Origin of the sequence: Liquorilactobacillus mali KCTC 3596 = DSM 20444, from assembly GCF_000260415.1 — a bacterium.
Classification (GTDB): Bacteria; Bacillota; Bacilli; order Lactobacillales; family Lactobacillaceae; genus Liquorilactobacillus; species Liquorilactobacillus mali.
On record NZ_BACP01000039.1, the window covers coordinates 1 to 19,375 of the forward strand.

The window sequence follows — 19,375 nt, forward strand, 5'->3', positions numbered from 1 at the left end:
AATTTAAAGCAATTGGATCCATCCAAGCAAGAATAAAATAACTTCATAAATAAATGATAGAACAAATAAGATTTTACGTCTTTTACAACTTTATTTCACTGTGCTGTATTTCTAGACAGGTGGCATATTGAATAAAAAAGGATGTAGGACGAAGCAGAGAAGAGATCAGCCAAAATAGACTCAAAAAAATTTAAAAGGCATGTAATTATATGAGTTGATTTTATTTGTGAATTCTTGATTAAATGATTTTGTTTTAAAATTATCTTAAAACAAAGTCATTTTTTGTCTAAAATACATTGTATACGAGCTTTTTAATCAAAATTAGTTATGTAATATTTTTTGTTAATTAATAAAAAATAAAAATAATGATTAATTAGTGTTGAATTTCACAATATATAGTACTATGATGAGCCTGAAAATATTAATAATTATTGAGGCTTTGGAGGTGGTTATGTGATAAGTTTTTTTCGCTTGTTAAGCAAGAAAAGCTAAAAGCTTTTTTTGTCGGGCTATTAATTGTTCTAGTTGTTGCTTCTGGATTGCCATTTCCGTTATTAGTTAAAGCTATTGTTGATGCCGTACTGTATGTACGAAATACTTCGGGATTGTGGGAAATTTGTTTTGTTTTTGTTTTTTTAATTGTTCTGCAGTTGTGTCTTAATTTCATTTTAAGTATTGTCTCTTCAAGGTGGTCTCAGTTAATTGTTGCTAAATTAAGAAAACAAATATATCAAATGAAGTTAAACTCTAAAACTAATGAAATGAATCAAAAAAATGATATGACGCAAACAGCTATTATTAGTGATTGCGAGGTTATTGGCAGTAACTTTCAAAACCTTTATATTAATGTTATTTCTGCTGTACTTGGCATTGTGTCATATATGGCAATTTTAATGATACTAAATGTTTATTTAGCATTGGTTGTACTGGTTTCTATACCCGTATTTGTTTTATTAAATTTAAAATTAAGTAAACTATCAAAAAAATATTTTTCAGAAATTCAGAAAGCAAAAGATTCGATTCTTATTCATTTGGTTGATACAGTTCGTGGCTTTTTGTTTATCAACGTATATCAACTACAAGATCAGTATTTTGATTCTTTCAATCGGAAAAACAAAAAACTAATGGAAACTTCTGTGTATTTTAATACGGTTATTACATTTATTAACAGTGTAGTTGGTTTTTTGGCTGTTGTGGCTCCTTTCATTGTTTTATTATTGGGAGGATTATTAATTATTAACGGTAAAAGTACACTAGGGAATATCATTGCCTGCTATTCATATTCAGCAGCAATATTTTCACCAGTTGGTCGTTTAATTGGGCTAATGCCAACATCTAAGCAATTATCACTGTCTTGTGATCGTGTTAATCAATTATTGGACACTAACAAAAAAAAGAACTTAGAGGCAAAATACCAAACATCCTTATCTGTAGAAAAAACAATAACGGTTTTAAATTTAACTATTGATTATGAGGGTAAGAAAAATGTTATTAATAACTTTGATTATACTTTTTATAAAAATAATAGTTATCTCATTGAAGGCCCTAATGCTTCAGGAAAGAGTACATTTGCAAAGGCGCTTATGGGTCTCATTGGGATTAAATCTGGGTCAATAAAAATAAACAATAAATGTCAGATTGCCTATGTTCCTCAAGATACTTATTTATTTAAGGGGACTGTTTTAGATAATTTGACTATTGGTATCAAAAATTACAGCAAACAAAAGTTAGAAGAAATGTTACGTATAACTTTATTAAAGAGTGATTTACAAAACAACAACATGGTTTTAACTAGTCAAGTGGATAATGATCAGCATGCTTTAAGTACGGGACAAATTCAAAAAATAAAATTAATTCATGCACTGTTAGTTGATCCCCAAATTCTCATTGTTGATGAAATTCTTTCGAATATTGATGCGGATAGCTTGATCAACATTCTTACTTATCTAAATACGTGGAGGTCGGATCGTACTTTGATTATCATTTCTCATTCACATGATCAAATTGATACCATTCTAAACCCCCAAAAAATAGTTTTTCCAATTAAATAAGGAGGTGGTAATAAAAGTTTCAGTTGCGAGATGTAGTGTAAACACGTTAAGGAGATGATGCTTTGAAGTTAGTAGAACCTAGTAGTATTACTGTAATCACTACCTTTAGATGTACAGCTGCCTGCGAAGAGTGTTGTTTTGATTGTAGTCCCAAACGGAAGGAAAAATTAAGTTATGAGCAAATTTCACATTTTATAATGGAAGCTAAGAAAAGTCTTCCTAAACTAAGGGCTGTCTTTTTTACTGGAGGTGAATGTTTTATTCTTCGAAAGATTCTTTATGATTCAATTGCATTAGCCACTAAGATGAAGCTTTCGACAAGATGTGTTTCTAACGCTTCGTGGGCCACAAGCTCAAAAAACGCATATAAAAAACTTTTACCAGCAAGACAAGCTGGGTTAAAAGAAATTAACTTTTCCACTGGCGATAACCATCAGCGTTTTGTTCCTTTCAAAAATGTAGTTAATGCTTCAATAGAGGCCGCAAAACTTGGGATAGCAACGGTTATTGTCCTTGAAGGCGCTGCTAACGCAAAATTTAAAATGGAGGATCTTTTGAACGATCAACGACTTAAAGACTTCAATAAACACGCAGATAACCCTGTCAAAATCATTCAAGATGTGTGGATTCCATTTCATAAAGATAGTGACGTAAAACAAGAGAAAAGCGTTATTCTTTCAAAAGATAAAGTTGATAGTTTTACTGGCTGTGATAGTATGTTTGCTAATTTGGGTCTTGACCCATATAACAAAGTTGTGAGTTGTTGTGGTTTAACTATGGAAGCAATTCCAGAGATGAAAATGGGAGCTTATGAGTATGGGAATCTAAAAAAATTAGTGAGAGATCAATATAATGATTTTTTGAAAATTTGGATTTGGACGGATGGTCCAGAAAAAATATTATATTATGCTTCGTTATTCGATGAGAGTTTTGAATATCCAAACAATATTACTCATAGATGTCAAGCGTGTGCCTTAATTTTTTCGGATAAAAAAGTACAAAGAATTTTAAAAGAAAACTGGGAGAAGATTTTTGATGATGTGATGTTACGTTATAACATCAAGGTTAGTGATTATAACAAAGAAATACAAATGGTTGGGAATGCCCTATAAAGTTGAATGGAGGTAAAAATTATGAGTAACGAATTGTATGTAAAGAATAATACTGATTTGGGGAAAAAAGACAAATTTCAAATACCTTTTAATATTAATAAAAGTCAACAAATAGGAAAAATTGAAAGATTGTGGGAAAAGCTAAGAATTTCTAGCACATCATTAAAAGCCTTTTTAAAAAATCCTAAAAGAGTATTTAAATACTATGGTTTGAATTCTTCTATTGTGGACGAAAATAGTTATATTTATAACAGCTACAAAGTAAAGTTGGATGAGAAAGCAATCGAAGCGGTTAAAGAACATGACGTTAAATCTTTTTTCAAGGTTGCAGTAGCCAATAATATGGTTCCCAGTTCTTATTATGAACTTATAGATGGTTCTGATGACTCTAAAGCTGTTGCGGTGGTAAATATTGTTTTGGTTATAGACTATGCTGCTGCAATAACTGTAGCTTTTGTGGGAACAGTTGTCTATGGTGCTGAAAACGAAGAAAAGTTTGAAATGAAATCTTTATCTATTGATGAAGGCTATGGGAAAATATTTAGTATAGCTAATGATATGGGTGGCAAAGAATTTGTTAAAGAACTGGATAATTATATTTTTGGATTGTACGAGTCAATTGCTAAGGAGAAGTTATCTAGATTAATGCCATTCAAAAGATCAATTGGAGGGTATGAAGTTTAATAGATCCGCTGGATAAATTTTTGGAGACCACAAATTTGGACATTTTGTGGTCTCTATTATTTCTGATATTATTAGCAAAGGAGGGAGACTTTATGGAATTCAAAGAACAAGGTCCTAGAAAAAACATATTATTTGTATTTATCTCCGGAAGTATGTTTATTATTCAGTCATTTATTATTCTATTCTTTAATACACAATTAGGAACTAAATTGCCGACATATTTTACTCTGAATGGTTTTGTGATATATTGGTTTAATTATTCTCATCCAATTGTAGTTCCAGGAATTTTGCTTTTGGGAGTGATTCATTTTGGGGGACTCATATTGGTGCGTTATATTCCATTATTATTAAAATCAGTCCCATTTGCTTGGAAATTTTTAAAAAATGTTAGCTATATTGGTTATATATTGTTTTCGTGGATTGAATTTTTAAGTTGGACCATTTTAATCTATTTTTTCTTGTATGATAGTCAAACCATGTATTTAATGTTAACAATAAATATTGTTCATTTATTGTTACTTATTGTGGGTACTATTTATTATAGGAAAAAAAGTTAATATTTTCAGGATTCAGCGGAAAAATTATAGAAGATGCTTTTGTGACAAAATAAGAGATGTAAGGCTATTAGTTCAGATTATTTAATTATTAAAGGTGCAAAAAAGAATGTGAGCGTAAGATATATCCGTGCAACACTATGCAAGGAATATAAGATAAATAGTATAGTCTTTGAAAGACAAATAATATAATAATTGAGACTTATCATAAAATATAGATAGTTAAGTTAATTAATTTTTTTTCACAGCGCTAATGATAGCGCTTTTTTATTGCCTTTTTTTTCAAAAAATATATTTTATTTATAAATAATTATTTAGGAGGGTTATTTTATGAATAAAATAATGCTGTTTGTATAAGCTATTTCTTAGTGATCATTCAAAATATTAACAAAAAAAGGGGGGGAGAATCATAAAAGAATGGTTAAAAAAAATCAAGTTGGTATCTAATCAGGTAAAAGAGAACCAAGAAAAGAAAAAAATACCTGAAATTCCTGCACAACGTTCTTACAAAGTCTTTAAAATAGCGCTTTGGTTAGTAATTATAGTTGTGTTCTTAATAGCTTTAATGGCAGTCGTAAGGCAAGCGCGAACAATCGCGCGCGAACGTGCGCTAGAAACGCAAGTGCAAACCATGAGTAGCCAAGTAAAGAAGTTAAAAGAGGAAAGTAAGCAAACGGGAAACATAGATGTTTTTGGACGTTATTTCGTACAAGCCTACTACAACACAAATCAAAGCGGAGACGATTATAAAAAGAGTTTAAGCAAGTATTTAGCAAGTGGCGTAGACACGCCAACCGTTGACAATGCAAAGGGTACAAAAACGCCCGCGTCAGTGATGTTATGGTCGCAAGATACGCAGGATAAGACTACTAAATTAGCTTATTTGGTTAATTATAATTACGCTTCAAAGGATAATAAAGATCAAACGAGCGGTGCAGAAATTATTCATTTTGAAGTCGTTAATAAGAACGGTAAATACAGCGTGGTTTCAGTACCATATACACAGTATGTACCGAACTTTAAGACGACAAATGCCAAGAAAGCGACAAATAACTTAGACGGTAAAGAGCAGGTATCAGCAACAATTAAAGAGAACGTACAAGACTGGTTAGACAAAATATTCTTACCGAAGTATATCGATTCAAGCGATATTACAGACGTGCAATATATCATGAAGAACCCTGCTTTATTGGGTGGGTCGCAGAAGTATAAAGATATTAACAAAGTTGATGTTTACAAGGACGGAAGCTACTTAATAGCTAAAGTAACAGTTGATGTTGAGGACGCAACAACACAGATCGACAGTACGCAAGAAATGACATTGAAGTTAAGAAAAGACGGCGGCAACAAGTTTTATGTAGAGAGCTTGAAGCACACGTTAGGAAAATAAAAGGGGAGAACACACATGAAAAAATTTATAAAAAAGGCAGACCATTTATTTGACGTAGCCTACAAAACAGCGGCGGCAAGTGCGGTAACTTTGGGAGCAACAACGCCAGTTTTTGCGGCAGATAGTTCATTACCAACGGGAAGCGGCGTAACTGATTGGATAAAGACAATCGCAGGTAATTTGATAGTAATTTACCTGATTGTACAAGTGTTTAGAGGAATCTTTACACAACGTTGGGGCATGGTAGTAGGAAGTTTGTTAGGTGGAGCATTGTTAATCTGGATTGTTAACTTTACAGATAGTTTTGTTGGAGCTTTAAAAGCTTTGGTTCAACTTTTCCAAGGATAGAGAGTGAAAGTGTATGAGCGAAAAACAGACAAAGGAACAAGTTTATAACTACAGAAAAATTTTTAAAAAGCCGATTGTCATTTATCGCTTAAACGACCAAATTAAGTTACCCGTGGGAGTTGAAATAAGGAGAGTGGCAATCGCAATTGTAATAGGTTTGTTGTTGTGGTTGCTGAAAGTTGCGTTATTGGACTATATCACGTTTGGACTGATAAATAAGCAATTCATTTTATTAATTTATTTCTTAGTTCCAATGTGGTTTGGGAGTGGTTTTTTAAGTGAAGAACGTGCCGCGTTTAACGGTAAAAATGTTTTTGCTTTTACCAAGGACTTATTAGTTTTTTGGTGGACGGTTAAACGTCCGCACAAAAGGTTTAATGATGAACGTTCAATACCGTATCAAGAGGACAAAGTTAAATTTAATGAATCAGAATTAGCAATCATGAAAGAAAGGGGGGCGGGGAATGCAGAACCTCAAAAAGCCATTCAAAACGATATTAAGGAACATGCTGCTAACGAACACGGGGCAAGTGTGGGCGTACTACAGAATACCGAGCCGAACCATCAGTGAAAACAATGCGGAGGAAATCGAGGGCTATAAAAGAAAACTAGTACAAATGTTGTGGGAGCTAAAAAGTTATTATGAAATCGATCTACAGCTATTGCCCGAAGATATGCGCTTAAATGAGCGTTTTAAGCAGTTGGAGAAAGACTTTAGCAGTGAAACAGGAAAGATAGGCAAGCGGTATGACGAGCGCGCTATGTACGTTTTAGGGCAAGAATTAGGCGAAGTTACGCGTTATGGTTTCACGGTTGGCGTGAAGTTACACAATACCGCGTATTTAAAACAAGATACTTTAAAGGACTCTTTCAAAACCGCGTTAGATAGTGTCACAATGCAGGCTTTAAGCTACTTAGGTGTAAGTGTAGCAGATACAAAGAAAGCCTTTGAACCATACGAAGCTAGTGAGAAAGAAGTTTTTGACGGGTTATCAGTTCTAAAAGGCGAGTGCTTGACGGATAAGCAACTTTACCGCAATACGACCGAACCATTTAGGCATGGTATTGCAGGGTCAGAGTTACCCGCAAACCTGCAGACGACAAATACTACAATCGACCCAGTGGCACATACGGGCTTTCTAAGACTTACAAATGAATACGGCGAAAGTTGTATAGCATTAATGCCAATCACAAATACAGAAGTAAATATGACCTATGCGGAAATGTTTAGAATCGCGCAAAAAATGCCGTTTCCTGTAGAGTTTAAAGTTAAAGTTCTGCAGATGAAGCCTAGTTCAGCAGTTCGGAAAACGCAGTTTACCGCACGGCGCTTCAAAGAGACCGACAAAGATATGTATGCGAATGAGGATAGCGACAGTATTATTCTGCAAGGTAAACCATTATTAAACGACTTGCGAAATGATATTGAGAACAAAAAAACCCCATTCTACAAATGGTTAGGCGTGTTTGTGGTTAGTGGTAAAGACAAGACCGAGTGTCAGAACAGATGTAACGTGCTTAAAAGTTATATGGCTAATTATCACGTTGAATTAACGCGACCACTAGCAGACCAAGTTAATTTGTTCTATACGCTTTTAAACGGTAACTCGATACAGTTTGAGCGCTACTGGTTGCAGTATACAAAAGACAGTGGAATAGCAGAATTATTATTTGGTTTAACAAGTAACTTAGGTTCAAACATTGGCTTTTATCTCGGACGAGTAACACACGGAACAGCGCCAGACACAAGCACCGCTATTCAAAGTAGCCGCGATATAGTTCTTTACCACCCTATGATAGCGAATGAAGGTATTGTTGGAGCAATGACGGACAGTCCGCATGTATTGGTCAGCGGCGAGACCGGAAAAGGGAAATCTTTTTTGGCAAAATTATTGATGTTTTATATGACGTTCCTTGATGTACAAATCTTAATGACCGACCCGAAAAATGAAAATCATGCATGGTTTGAAGAGGCAGTCAAAGACCCTGAAATACAGAAAGATTATCCGTACTTTATCGACTTAATGAAAACATTTCATTATGTAACGCTTGACCCGAACGACAAAAACAATTACGGCGTACTTGACCCGCTAACATTTTTAAACGGGGCACAGGCGAAAGATACGGCGGTAGCCTTGATTGAGCAAGTTTATAACCTGAAAGGCAAAGACGATGTAAAGCGTGAGATCTTGGAAGATTTAGACATGTTAATCGAGAAGAAACAGAAAGGCGAAAAAGTCGGCTTAATGGACTTAATCGACATGTTGAAAGATAGCAATGTTAAAAATATTGCCGAAGCGGGCGGGTTAGTCGGTCAATTGGTTAAAAACTCAATTTTGCAGTTAGCTTTTTCAGACGGAACAAGCCGCGGACTGAATATTGATTACAAGCACACGATTTTAAGTATTCAAGGTTTGGACTTGCCAGAAGCGGGTACAAAGTTTGAGGAAATGAACGACAGCGACCGCAAAGCACTAGCGGTCATGATACCGTTAGCGAAGTTTTGCCAGTATTTCGGGCAACGCGACCGCAAGCAAAAGACCTCGATTATTTTTGATGAAGCGTGGACTTTGACCGCGACCCGTGGCGGTAAACGGTTAGTCAAAGAGTTAAGACGTGCAGGACGAAGCTATAACAATCAATTAATCATGATTACGCAGTCCGTTAAGGACGCGCAAAGCGAGGACGACCGCGGAAACTTTGGGGCATGTTTTGCGTTTGATGAAAGGTCAGAGCGCGAAGATATTTTGAAGTTTATGGACTTGCCCGTCACAAAGGAAAATAAAGAGCTGTTAGCGGACATGAAGAAAGGGCAATGCTTGTTTAGAGATTTCTACGGACGTGTAGACGCATTGAGCGTTGATTGTGTCTTTCCTGAATGGATCAGAGCCTTTAAAACGGTTGATAAAAGCAATAGCGCTAAGGCAGAAAGGGAGTTTGTCTAGTGATTAATTGGAAAAAATTTGCAATTAAGATTGGTGTAATCGCCTTAGGAGTAGTTTTATTTCTGATAGGGATAGGACTTGCACTTTTTAAAATATATATCGCTACTAAATTTGAAACAGGGTTTACGTTCCTACCATTTTTAGGTTTTATTATTGCAATCGTGGGGGGAATTGTAGCGGTTAAAGGGTGGCAAATGAATATATATGATGATGTATAAGGAGTTGGGGAACTTATGAAGAAAAGAGCAGGAATTTTATTGCTAGCATTATTAGGAATAACGCTAGTTTTAACAGCCTGCGGACAAGGTAAGACGACCGCGGACTATAAACAAATGGTGTCACAGGTTCTGAAAATTGATAAAGCAAATATGAGTACAGCAATGTCAGGCGTGCCCTACGGACACCCGAAAGCAACCGTTTATCATGACGAAGATAGTCAAGATACTTATTATGTGCAGGTTACGGATAGCGATAGCGCGGCGAGTTTCTATAAAAAAGTTGGTAATGGTAAATGGAAAGAGCTAACAAGTGATGATGAAGCCGCAAAAGTTTTGAAGATGAAAGTTGTTTACGTTCACAAAGGTACAAGTTAAGGGGGCAAATACATGAAAATAAAAAAACTAGTCCCCATGATTTTAATTATGTTAGGTTTTTTGTTTATTGGAAATGTCACGGTACATGCGGATAATGGTTTAGACAGCGTTAAAAAGGCGGCTGTTGAGTTAGCGAAACAAGCAGCAAAGAAGTATAACAAGGAGCACTATTATACTGCACAGGACGTTAAACAAGGCGGGGTAACCTTAAATAGTGAGCGTTACCCAATCGATCAGTATAAGGGGTACGCGAACTTAAACACCACGACCCACCCTGTTAAAGAGATGATAAGAGTAGTTGGAAACACCTTTTTCTATATCAACAAATTGATTTGGCAGGGGTTTGATAAAATCATCAATCTTTTATCAACAACAGATGTTTTGAACGGGAAAATCGACCAAATTAATAGTGCGGCATTAAATATCTGGAATATATTAATTGATAATTTTCTAGCATTGATTTTGGTGGTTGTGGCAATTGTGGCAGGTTATGCATTCGTTTCAAAAAATGATTTAGTCGGTGGCTTTTCTATAATTGGCAAAACGGTATTAGTTTTTGTGCTGTGTAGTGTTTTTCTAGCTTTAGGAACAACGCTAATGAAGAGTGTCAATACGATTAGTGGTGGAATACAGGGAAGTTTTTTGAAAGTAGGATTAGCTTTTGACGGAAGCGCACAAAGCATTGACACAAACCAACCAGAAGCAGGAACAACCGCGGTTTTACGCAACACATATTTTGATGCGGCGGTTTATCGTCCATATTTATTAATGAATTACGGTACGACGAACGAAAAAAGCATTACAAAAAATAATAGTGATAGGATAGATAACTTACTAAAGCAAAAAAAAGATAGTGGTTCAGACAAAGTTGTGAAAGACGAGGATAAAAAATTAAGTAACAAATACATGCAGGACGGAGACGAGGGTATTAATACAAAACTGGCGATAGGGCTAGTAGCCTCTATGATTACCCTAGGTTTAGGCATTCCGTTACTGCTAATATCATTGTTTAATTTAATAATTCAAATCGGTATTCTAGCCTTGCTGTTACTAGTGCCGTTATCGTTCTTTGTTTCACTGTTACCATGGTTTGGCAACAGTGGTTATAAGAATCTCGGAAGAATTATAGGACTATTCTTTTTCAAGGCGTTTACTGCAATGTTTATCATGTTTTTATTGCTGATAATTCAAATCGTAGACGGTTTTATTAGTCCTAATTCAGTAGGCGGATATATCGCAAATTCGGCGCTATTAATAATCGTAGTAATGTATATGCTGATGAAGCGTGATTGGATAGTTTCAACGGTCACAGGCGGACGCGTAGCGATAGCGGGCGGCGGAAATAATACTATTAGGCAAATGGCAGGCGCGGCAAGTCGGAACATTGAAAGACGGACAAGCCACAGACAAGAGCCACAACCGCGCCGAGAGAGTAAGGACAATAAGAACTCACGTACTGAAAAATCAGGGCGACAAGAAGAACAACAGCCATACAGTAAAAAGGCGACATCAAACGCTAGAGAAGAATCAGGGCGACAAACAGAACCGCAACAAAAGGAAAATAAAACTAAAACAGATCCACGGACTGAATCAGAGCAAAAGACGAAAGAAAAGCAGAGCGAAAACCCAAGAGAACAGAAAGGCGGGAATACACAGACACAAAACGAGACACAGAACAATGCACGTGAGAACTCTGAAAAACGGGCAGAGCATGGAACGCAAGCAGAAAATAAGACGACAAATGCGCGTGAAGAATCAGGGCGACAAACAGACACGACAAGGAACACTAGCGATACTAGAAGAGAGACAGAACATCAAACAGCTAGAGAGCCAAGAAGTAGCACTGAAAGCAATGCTAGAGAAGAATCAGGGCGTAAGACTAGCAAGGATAGTGAGCGACCGTTAGGAGCTGATTAAATGGAAAATGTGGTAAAGAAAAAAGCAAAACACAGCTTAATATTTATCCTTTTGCCATTTATCCTAATAGGTTTTGTTCTAGTTGGTACTGCTTTACTAGTTTCTTTAAGTGGTGGTGGCATTGGAACTGATACATCAACGAATACCACCCTTTCGACAGGAAGCTCTAAAGGGTTATCAGCAAAAACTTTGCGCTTTAAAGACCAAATACAAGCAGAAATGGAAAAACAAAATGTACCGACCTCGTGGCTAGGCGTTTTGTTGGCACATGTGGAAGTTGAAACACACGGAAACGCGGAGAAATACCCCGACATATTCCAAGCGAGTGAAAGTGTTAAAGGGGCAAACGTTACGAACGCGCTAACGACAGAGCAGAGTATTCATTACGGGGTACTAGCTTTTAAGAATCAGTTAGCAAGTGTTAAAAGCATAACAGGACATGACCCAAGCCCGACAAATGAGGGCGACGTTAATATAACTTCGGTTTTATATAATGCGCCGGCATTTGGTCCGTGGTTGAAAAAAAACCACGGCGGGCAATGGTCCGTAGAGGCTAACAACGATTTTTATAAGAACGTATTGCCGAGTTATGGTGCAGGGTCGGGCGATAGTAATTACTGGAAGAAGATTTTGCAGTATTACGACCCAAGCACGGGGCAGAGCGTTACTGCAAGTACAGTTACCGTAAGCGGCGAATCAGAAAGTTACTTTAATACCGTGATTGCCGAAGCTAAAAAGTATGAGGGTAACCCGTATGTGTGGGGCGGGTCAAACCCAACGACAGGTTTTGACTGTTCAGGCTTAGTACAATGGTGTTTCAAAAAAGCAGGTATCACGTTACCGCGGACTAGTCAGCAACAATGGAGTGACGTAACAGAAATTTCTGAAAGCCAAGCAAAAGCGGGCGACCTAGTGTTTTTTGAGGGTACAGACAATCAAGGCGGCATGACCCACGTTGGAATCTATCTAGGAAACGGGAAAATGTCTAACGCAGAGAAAAGCGGCGTTAAGGTCGCAAATTTAAGCGCATGGCAAAAGTTATATAAGACACATTTTGGCAAAATCAAAGGAGCAAATTAAGCGGGTAAACAAAAAGGGTTGAGAAAATGAAGAAAAACAGAGTACCGATAATTCTAGTAATCGTGTTTATTTGTTTGTTGATTGTGGGAAATTGGCAAATAGGACAAGCACTAAAGCATGAAAAAGATAAGAATCAGGCTTTGACTGAAAGACTTAAGCAACAAGAAGTAACGATTGCGAACGCGAAAGAAAGTTCTGCAACGAGTAATAAGACTAGTAGCACGGTTGAAAAGACAGTTACGGACAGCACAAAAAATATCAGTAGCAACCTCGCAGCGTTTCTACAGAATTTATATGCTTCAAAAAATAAGAACCTAGAAGAACGTTATAAAAAGATCTCGCCATTTTTGACAGGTGACGCAGTGAATCAACTAAAGCCGAGTGGTACGAGTGATAGCGACAGCCAAGACGACGGCTATACCCCCACAACGATTAGTGATATACAGACCTTTAATAGCGGGGATAGCAAGAACCAAGAGGCGGTTACGTTTTACAAAATGGAGAACAAGGTAGGCGATACAACAAAAGAAGTAAATATGATAATGAGAACGAAGTTAGTAAAAAGCGGTCAAGAGTGGTTAATTAGCAAGATTGAATACAATACGGGTTACGAGCCAAACGGGAGTAATTAGAGGAGGATATTAAAAAATGAGAAAAACAGTAAGTATAGTTTCAGCAACTTTAGCAAGTTTTTTAGTTTTCGGAGCGGCAGGAACAACGGTTGCGAGTGCCGACCAGGTAACTACATCTGGGGCACTCGATACAACGAGTATCGCACCAACAAGCGATACTAGCACAACACCGACAGACCCAACAAACACTACAGGTACAAGCGACACAGCTTCAAGCAGTGATACAAGTAGCGATACAAGTACAAGCGAGAATGAAGAAACAGGAAGTAATGAAATAGTACCGACAGACCCAACCACACCGACAAACGATACATCAGCTTCAAGCAGTTCAAGCAGTAGCAGTACAAGCGATAGCGACAGTAGCACGGGAAGTAGCACAACGCCAGTAAACCCGACTAACAACCCAACGGGCGATACAAGCGATACATCATCTACAGGCAATACAAGTAGTACCGATACAAGTAGTAGTATCACGGTAACCCCTGTAAGCCCTGATAATACAACAAATAGCAACGTTTCAAGTGGTAAAAAAGCAACTAAAAATACGATACAGAAGAGCAATGCAAGCCAAACAAAGGCTTCAAGTACCACAGTGGCAGGAAGTTCAAGTACAGAGAAACAAACAGCAACACCAGTAGACCCAAGTTCAACCACGAGTACCAGCAGTAGCACCACCAACAACACAAGCGCGGTAAGTGAAAGTACAACAACAGCTAAAGGACAAGCGCAAGCAGTCCAAGACAATAGCAATAGTGCTAAAATACAAAAAACAGCCGTAAGAGCAACTTTACCGCAGACGGGGAAATACTCTACTAAAAGTATGAGTATGAGCGTAGCAGGCGTATTATTGCTAGCTGTAGCGGGTTTAATTGCAGGAACACAAAAGATTGGCGGAGTTAAGAAGTTATTCAACAAATAAAAAAAGGAGTAGCCCAACTAAGGGCTATTTTTTTTGTTATAATTAACTTGTACTGAAAAAAGGGGTGTATTGTATTGGCTAAAAAGTGGTTATCAGTACCAGAAATCGCGGAAGAATTAGGAATAAACAAATTACGAGTGTATCGTTACATAAACAAATACAGTATCGACTATGATAAAAGACTTAAGAATGTAAATTACTATGGAGAGCCTATTGTTAAGCGGATAAAAGAACATTTTTTAGTAGCCTACCGTATCGGCGATACAAGAGATACGAAGTCTACCGATATGCCAAAAACTGAAAAAAGCAACGCTAAGCCCGCCACAGAGCTAAAAAATTGCGATACTAAAGAACGAGTATCGGAACCCGATAGCAATAAAGAAGAAATCAAAGAAAGCCTTGAAAATAAAGGAAAAGGCGGGGAGAATATCGCGATACAGCCGATACTGGAAGATTACCGAGAACAGTTTAAGTTAATGAAAGAACAGCTAAAGAAGAAAGATGAACAGCTAGCAACCAAAGACGAGCAATTAAGCAAGGTTTATAAGTTGCTTGATCAACAGCAACAATTAGAGTTAGGAACGCAAAAGAGATTAAAAACATTGGAATCAGGAAACGATTTGAGCGAGGATAAAGCAGAAGATGTAGAAGAAGAGTTAAGGAAAGAGCCTAAAACGGCTGAAAGGCCCAAAAAACGGCACTGGTGGCAAAGGAGATAATTAGGGTATAATGGAGCAGTTGCCTATCCAATCTGCAACGGTTGGGAGGTGTAAAAATTATTTACTTCTTTCTTTGCCCCACTTGCGGTTGCGCTGATAACAGCGTGGTTTACGGACTGGCTAAAACGGAAACGCCGCAAGTAAAATAAAATAGGCAACATTTAGCCCACTAAAAAAGCCCTTAGCAGATTGCGACTGCTAGGGGCTTTGGTGTAAAAACGTTTATTCTTTCTTTGCGAGATTATTATAACATGAAACAAAAATGAAGTGCAAAAAGTATGATGTACATAATGAAGATTTTTACAGAGAGGATAAATAATATGTTAACTTTACATGGAAAACAAGCTGAAAAATATACGGCAGAGGGGAAAAAGGCTATAGGTTTTATAAAATTTAATGATTACACTAGCAATCTTGTTGAGGGACGTTTTTTTCTAAATTCTATTGAGCATTTTTGGGATAATGGCAGGGATAAAATAAAAGATGATTCTGAAGGCATTATCAGATTAACTAATAATGAAAAGATAGAATATAGCGAAATACTTAATAATAAGGCACAAACATATATTAGTAGTTTCACTGTACTTTTTGAAGATGATTTTGATAATGAAGGAAAAATAAAAGACACAACAGTTAATAAGCTTTTAAACAAGTCAGGAGATGCAGAAACGAGAGATGCAGTTATATTCAATCTTTCGTTGATGAAGTCATTTGAAACTATGAGGTGTAACACACCAGAATTTGTTAATTGTGAGATTAGGAAACCAAGAATGGACGCAAAAAGAATTCAAAGGTTTAAAACTAATAATTTTTTGTGTTGGAGAGAGGAAATAAATTTTGTGTATCCAGATTCGGATGAAGATTACAGTAATGCGATTAAGTCTTTAACAACGAAAAATTTACAAGGTGGGAATACTAAAGAAACATTTCAAAAGCGAAATTGGTTGGAGAAAATTGAAAATCGAATTAGCATTGGGCTTAAAGGGACATATGTTTATTATGATGATAAGCTCTTAAATATGAAAAAAGATGTAATACTAAACGAAATAAACGAAACTAAAGAGATAAAAGTATACGAGAAATATTTAGAAGAGTGTTTTGCAAGAAAGGCTAACGAGTATAGAGATCAACGTGAGTATCGATTAATATTTTCAGAATTCAAGGAAGCTGATACAAAAGAAAATTTTATTTTCCCAAAAGGAATAGAATTAGAATATCTTTTAAAATCAAAAGAATGGTATGCGAAAGAGGTCAAGAATAGTGAAGCAGAAAATTTGCGTTTAGAAGATTTTAAAAATTAAGTGGAATAGATTGTGTAATTTTGAAAAAAAGGTCATGTGTGAACGGAACTTAAAGGCTCGAAGTGAGTTTGTGATTTGGGGTCAATGTACAAGGACGCGTGAAGCATTGGTACGATTGTTAGTGTTAATAAGATGTGTTATGTTACCTGAGAGTGATTTATCCTTCATGATGTGTGGGGGGTTCCAGGCCCTTCTCCTCGATCAAGCTGAACCAGCTTGATCGTTTTACACTCGCCGTTAGGCAGGAAAGCAAAGCTTTTGTAGAAACTTTGTCTTTCGCAATTTCAGTATCTAGATTTGTTTAGAGCTGGTAACGTCTTATGCTCCTACGCTTTGCTCGTCCATTTTAATTACTCCTAACATCAAAATAATAATTTCAATTTAGATACATAGTTCTTACAGTTAGTTATTCAAAATTTGCTGCTAAGTTTATAAAGAATTTCTGAACAAAGCAATTAAAAAACTTGTTTGAGCGCAGCGAAATCTGCAACAGTTTTTTAAGAATTTAAAGTACGGCAAAAACTGATTTCATGGTTATCAGCGGACCGAGTAAAACGAGGTCAATGCGCACTTACACCCTTGACACTTGTCAAGGGTAGATTTAATACCCATCGAACTGGGTATTATTTGTATTAGAAGGCTAGCGCCAACTATAAAAAACCTAGAGCTGAATCTCAAGATTGATCAATCACATTATCAAGAATCCAATGACTATAAGCAAGACGAGCGCCTGGAGTTATTAACCAAGGGTGATTAATTTCGAAAATTTGAATTTCAGTTTCTAAATAAAGTGGGGTTTTACCATGATTAAAATTAAAAACAGGTTGCGGAAAATTAGGCTTACTAACAACTTGATGAACACTTTGGCGAGAATTCATCTGCCAACGAATTTTTAAATCTTCACGCGACAATAATTGTGGCAGCTGTGTTTTTTCAATTTGAGCTTGTTGCTGCAACTTTTGCGTAAATTCTTGTTTAGTCTTGTTTTGGTGCCAATCATCAAAAAGATCATACTTGTTTGTTTCAAAATCTAAATCCATAAAGACAGCCTCCTAACCAAAGTCAATTTGATCCAACATAGTTTCGGTACTTGCCTGGTCTAAGCCTAAATAAGCTAAGGTCATGGCTTCACTAGAATGATTCAATAGGTGCATGACCAACCCAATATTGTAATTAGATTGCGTGTAAACGCGATAAGCCCCTGTTTTACGCATGGTATGAGTACCTAGATAATTAATTCCTAACAGATTGCCAACTTTACTCATGATTTTGTAAAATTGTTTTTCAGTAATATGGCGCTTGGGGTGTTGAATGGAAGGAAAGAGCCATTCAGATTCTAGCTTATGATCAAGCAGCCATTGACGATACCATAAGAGATCTGTTTGAACCGGTTTAAGGTACAAGGTATTAGGTTTACCAGTTTTTCGGTCGTGAATAAATGCATTTTGTTTGATAGAACCGTCCGGATTAAAAATGTCGGCCTGTTTTAAGCACATAACGTCACTGACTCTTAGTAGCGTAGCTTTACCAACTTGAAAAATAGTATAGTTACGACGGCCAGCTTTGAAATTATTGAGTAGAGTATCTTGCACCTCTTTGAGAACATTTGAATCTTTGATTGGTAAGACAACTTGTTGCATGTAAATCACCTCGCTGGATACGTAATCCCTTGGTACAAGCGGAAGTGTGAATTTCACACTTCCGCTTGTACCAAGGGTTTGTGTAATAACACATTTGTTTGCTTTTTGATAGCTAATAGGCTATCATATAAATATGAAAAAAATAGAATTTGACTATTATGACTGGAATGAATTTAAACAATTTTTGGATCAATTACCTGATAAAGACGCTGCCAAATTAATTGCGACCATTCAAAATATTGAAAATAACGGTCTAATTATCTCAGAACGCCAATTATGGGTTAAAAAACTGGAAAACAATCTCTATGAGATTCGCTCTAAGAGAGCTTCAAATATTCAGAGAGCTATCTATTTCCAAGTACAAGGGCCTCAGTACTTAATCACCAATGCGTTCACTAAAAAAACGCAAAAAACACCAGAGAGTGAAAAGAAGATTGCTCGGAATCGACGAAGCCAGTATTTTAACAAGGAGGATCAATAATGAGTAAAATTGATGAATATGTTGCTGAAAGAAGTAAAAATAATCCTGATTTTGCAAAGCTCGTTGAACAGGAAAATATCAACTTAGAGGTAGCGATTAAAGTTCGTGATCTCCGTGAAAATATGGGTATGAGTCAACGTGAATTTGCTAGTCTAATTGGTAAACCACAATCAACCATTGCTAGAATTGAAAATGGATCAATGAATGCTTCGACTAAGGTATTGTCTGAGATTGCTCAGGCAACTAATCAACGATTAACAATTCAATTTAGCCCCACAATTTAGGGCTTATTTTAACAATGTTTTTGAGGGGCTATTTGAAAATTAAATAGTTGCAGTAATGATAAAAACACAATATAATAATTGTAATACGATAGTAAACATAGAAGGAGGAAGCTTATGAGTAATGCTATTATTAAAAATAAGACAGTTTCAACTCGTGTAACACCCGATATTAGTGAACGAGCCAAAGCTAATTTAGCAAAACAAGGATTAACTGTTTCTGAGTATATTCGCTTATCCTTGGTTAAGGCGGCTAACAATGAAGTTCGTTTAATTAGCTTTTTAGATTCTCCAGAGGCTTTGACTGCTAAAAAAGAAGCAGAAACTGGTCAGGTGAAAAACATTGGCTCACTGGCCGACTTTGATGATTGGATCGATAAGTTAGATGCAAATTAAACAGACCAAGTCTTTCGAACGCGAATTAAAAAAATTAGTGAAAAAGCACTTACCGATAACTGTCTTGAAACCTTGTTTAAAAGCAATTATGGAACAAGATACACTTATTTTGAAACGGATCAAAGATCATGCGTTAAAGGGTAAATGGCGTGGCTATCGTGAATTTCACCCTGCTAGGTATGGAAGTTATGGTAAAAACTATGATAGCTGGATTGTTATTTATCAGCTAGATCATAATGAATTAGTTTTGTTGTTGGTAGCCACTGGGTCTCATGAAATATTGAATCAATAGCTGAATTCGGGCGTCTTTTTATTTGAAATAAGCATAAATA

General features: G+C 36.4%; 22 protein-coding genes. 20 read left to right on the forward strand and 2 right to left on the reverse strand.

Features of this window, described 5'->3' with window-relative positions; translation table 11 throughout:
• The first annotated feature begins 431 nt into the window (after positions 1-431).
• From GSM_RS07450 to GSM_RS07525, 16 genes are all read left to right on the forward strand, one after another.
• Positions 432-2,051, forward strand: coding sequence for an ABC transporter transmembrane domain-containing protein (locus tag GSM_RS07450; protein ID WP_003688353.1), 1,620 nt, complete (start codon positions 432-434; stop codon positions 2,049-2,051).
• Positions 2,052-2,113: 62 nt separating this feature from the next.
• On the forward strand, positions 2,114-3,163 hold the full coding sequence (locus GSM_RS07455; protein WP_003688355.1) for a radical SAM protein: 1,050 nt from the start codon (positions 2,114-2,116) through the stop codon (positions 3,161-3,163).
• Positions 3,164-3,184: 21 nt separating this feature from the next.
• A complete protein-coding gene (locus GSM_RS07460; RefSeq protein WP_003688356.1) occupies positions 3,185-3,847 on the forward strand; it encodes a hypothetical protein in 663 nt (220 codons plus the stop codon).
• A gap of 92 nt (positions 3,848-3,939) precedes the next feature.
• Positions 3,940-4,404 carry a hypothetical protein gene (locus tag GSM_RS07465; RefSeq protein ID WP_003688362.1) on the forward strand — a complete coding sequence of 155 codons (465 nt, stop codon included), beginning with the start codon at positions 3,940-3,942 and terminating at the stop codon, positions 4,402-4,404.
• A gap of 433 nt (positions 4,405-4,837) precedes the next feature.
• Positions 4,838-5,791, forward strand: a complete 954-nt coding sequence (locus tag GSM_RS07470; RefSeq protein WP_003688364.1) for a conjugal transfer protein — start codon at positions 4,838-4,840, stop codon at positions 5,789-5,791.
• Between the two features lie 15 nt (positions 5,792-5,806).
• Positions 5,807-6,139: a hypothetical protein gene (locus tag GSM_RS07475; RefSeq protein WP_003688366.1), complete on the forward strand. Its 333-nt coding sequence runs from the start codon at positions 5,807-5,809 to the stop codon at positions 6,137-6,139.
• Between the two features lie 13 nt (positions 6,140-6,152).
• Positions 6,153-6,710 carry a TcpE family conjugal transfer membrane protein gene (locus GSM_RS07480; protein ID WP_003688369.1) on the forward strand — a complete coding sequence of 186 codons (558 nt, stop codon included), beginning with the start codon at positions 6,153-6,155 and terminating at the stop codon, positions 6,708-6,710.
• Positions 6,604-9,084 carry an ATP-binding protein gene (locus GSM_RS07485; RefSeq protein ID WP_235720359.1) on the forward strand — a complete coding sequence of 827 codons (2,481 nt, stop codon included), beginning with the start codon at positions 6,604-6,606 and terminating at the stop codon, positions 9,082-9,084. Before GSM_RS07480 ends, GSM_RS07485 begins: the two co-directional genes overlap by 107 nt.
• The gene (locus tag GSM_RS07490) at positions 9,084-9,302 is read left to right on the forward strand and encodes a hypothetical protein (protein WP_003688374.1); all 219 of its coding nucleotides are present in this window, start codon (positions 9,084-9,086) and stop codon (positions 9,300-9,302) included. Before GSM_RS07485 ends, GSM_RS07490 begins: the two co-directional genes overlap by 1 nt.
• Positions 9,303-9,317: 15 nt before the next feature.
• Entirely contained in the window at positions 9,318-9,677 is a 360-nt protein-coding gene (locus tag GSM_RS07495; protein ID WP_003688376.1) for a hypothetical protein, read from the forward strand.
• Between the two features lie 12 nt (positions 9,678-9,689).
• Positions 9,690-11,594 (forward strand): CD3337/EF1877 family mobilome membrane protein, encoded by a 1,905-nt coding sequence (locus tag GSM_RS07500; protein WP_003688379.1) that lies wholly within the window; start codon positions 9,690-9,692, stop codon positions 11,592-11,594.
• The gene (locus GSM_RS07505; RefSeq protein ID WP_003688381.1) at positions 11,595-12,674 is read left to right on the forward strand and encodes a C40 family peptidase; all 1,080 of its coding nucleotides are present in this window, start codon (positions 11,595-11,597) and stop codon (positions 12,672-12,674) included.
• A 26-nt stretch (positions 12,675-12,700) separates the two neighbouring features.
• Positions 12,701-13,306 (forward strand): YddI family membrane protein, encoded by a 606-nt coding sequence (locus tag GSM_RS07510; RefSeq protein WP_003688383.1) that lies wholly within the window; start codon positions 12,701-12,703, stop codon positions 13,304-13,306.
• A gap of 16 nt (positions 13,307-13,322) precedes the next feature.
• Positions 13,323-14,225 (forward strand): hypothetical protein, encoded by a 903-nt coding sequence (locus GSM_RS07515; RefSeq protein WP_003688385.1) that lies wholly within the window; start codon positions 13,323-13,325, stop codon positions 14,223-14,225.
• A gap of 74 nt (positions 14,226-14,299) precedes the next feature.
• The gene (locus GSM_RS07520) at positions 14,300-14,944 is read left to right on the forward strand and encodes a DUF536 domain-containing protein (RefSeq protein WP_003688386.1); all 645 of its coding nucleotides are present in this window, start codon (positions 14,300-14,302) and stop codon (positions 14,942-14,944) included.
• A gap of 320 nt (positions 14,945-15,264) precedes the next feature.
• Positions 15,265-16,245 carry a hypothetical protein gene (locus GSM_RS07525; RefSeq protein WP_003688388.1) on the forward strand — a complete coding sequence of 327 codons (981 nt, stop codon included), beginning with the start codon at positions 15,265-15,267 and terminating at the stop codon, positions 16,243-16,245.
• 674 nt (positions 16,246-16,919) lie between these two features.
• On the opposite strand, the gene GSM_RS07535 is transcribed toward GSM_RS07525, so the two are convergent.
• Both GSM_RS07535 and GSM_RS07540 read right to left on the reverse strand, forming a co-directional pair.
• Positions 16,920-17,285 (reverse strand): hypothetical protein, encoded by a 366-nt coding sequence (locus GSM_RS07535; RefSeq protein WP_003688392.1) that lies wholly within the window; start codon positions 17,283-17,285, stop codon positions 16,920-16,922.
• 12 nt (positions 17,286-17,297) lie between these two features.
• A complete protein-coding gene (locus GSM_RS07540) occupies positions 17,298-17,885 on the reverse strand; it encodes a site-specific integrase (RefSeq protein ID WP_003688394.1) in 588 nt (195 codons plus the stop codon).
• 133 nt (positions 17,886-18,018) lie between these two features.
• Between GSM_RS07540 and GSM_RS07545 the strand changes: the two genes are divergently transcribed.
• From GSM_RS07545 to GSM_RS07560, 4 genes are all read left to right on the forward strand, one after another.
• Complete coding sequence (locus GSM_RS07545; RefSeq protein WP_003688396.1) at positions 18,019-18,366, forward strand: type II toxin-antitoxin system RelE/ParE family toxin; 348 nt, start codon at positions 18,019-18,021, stop codon at positions 18,364-18,366.
• Entirely contained in the window at positions 18,366-18,650 is a 285-nt protein-coding gene (locus GSM_RS07550) for a helix-turn-helix domain-containing protein (RefSeq protein WP_003688399.1), read from the forward strand. The genes GSM_RS07545 and GSM_RS07550 overlap by 1 nt, the downstream gene beginning before the upstream one ends.
• A 114-nt stretch (positions 18,651-18,764) precedes the next feature.
• On the forward strand, positions 18,765-19,043 hold the full coding sequence (locus GSM_RS07555) for a plasmid mobilization protein (protein WP_003688401.1): 279 nt from the start codon (positions 18,765-18,767) through the stop codon (positions 19,041-19,043).
• Positions 19,033-19,335 (forward strand): type II toxin-antitoxin system YafQ family toxin, encoded by a 303-nt coding sequence (locus GSM_RS07560; protein WP_003688403.1) that lies wholly within the window; start codon positions 19,033-19,035, stop codon positions 19,333-19,335. Before GSM_RS07555 ends, GSM_RS07560 begins: the two co-directional genes overlap by 11 nt.
• Positions 19,336-19,375: the final 40 nt, after the last annotated feature.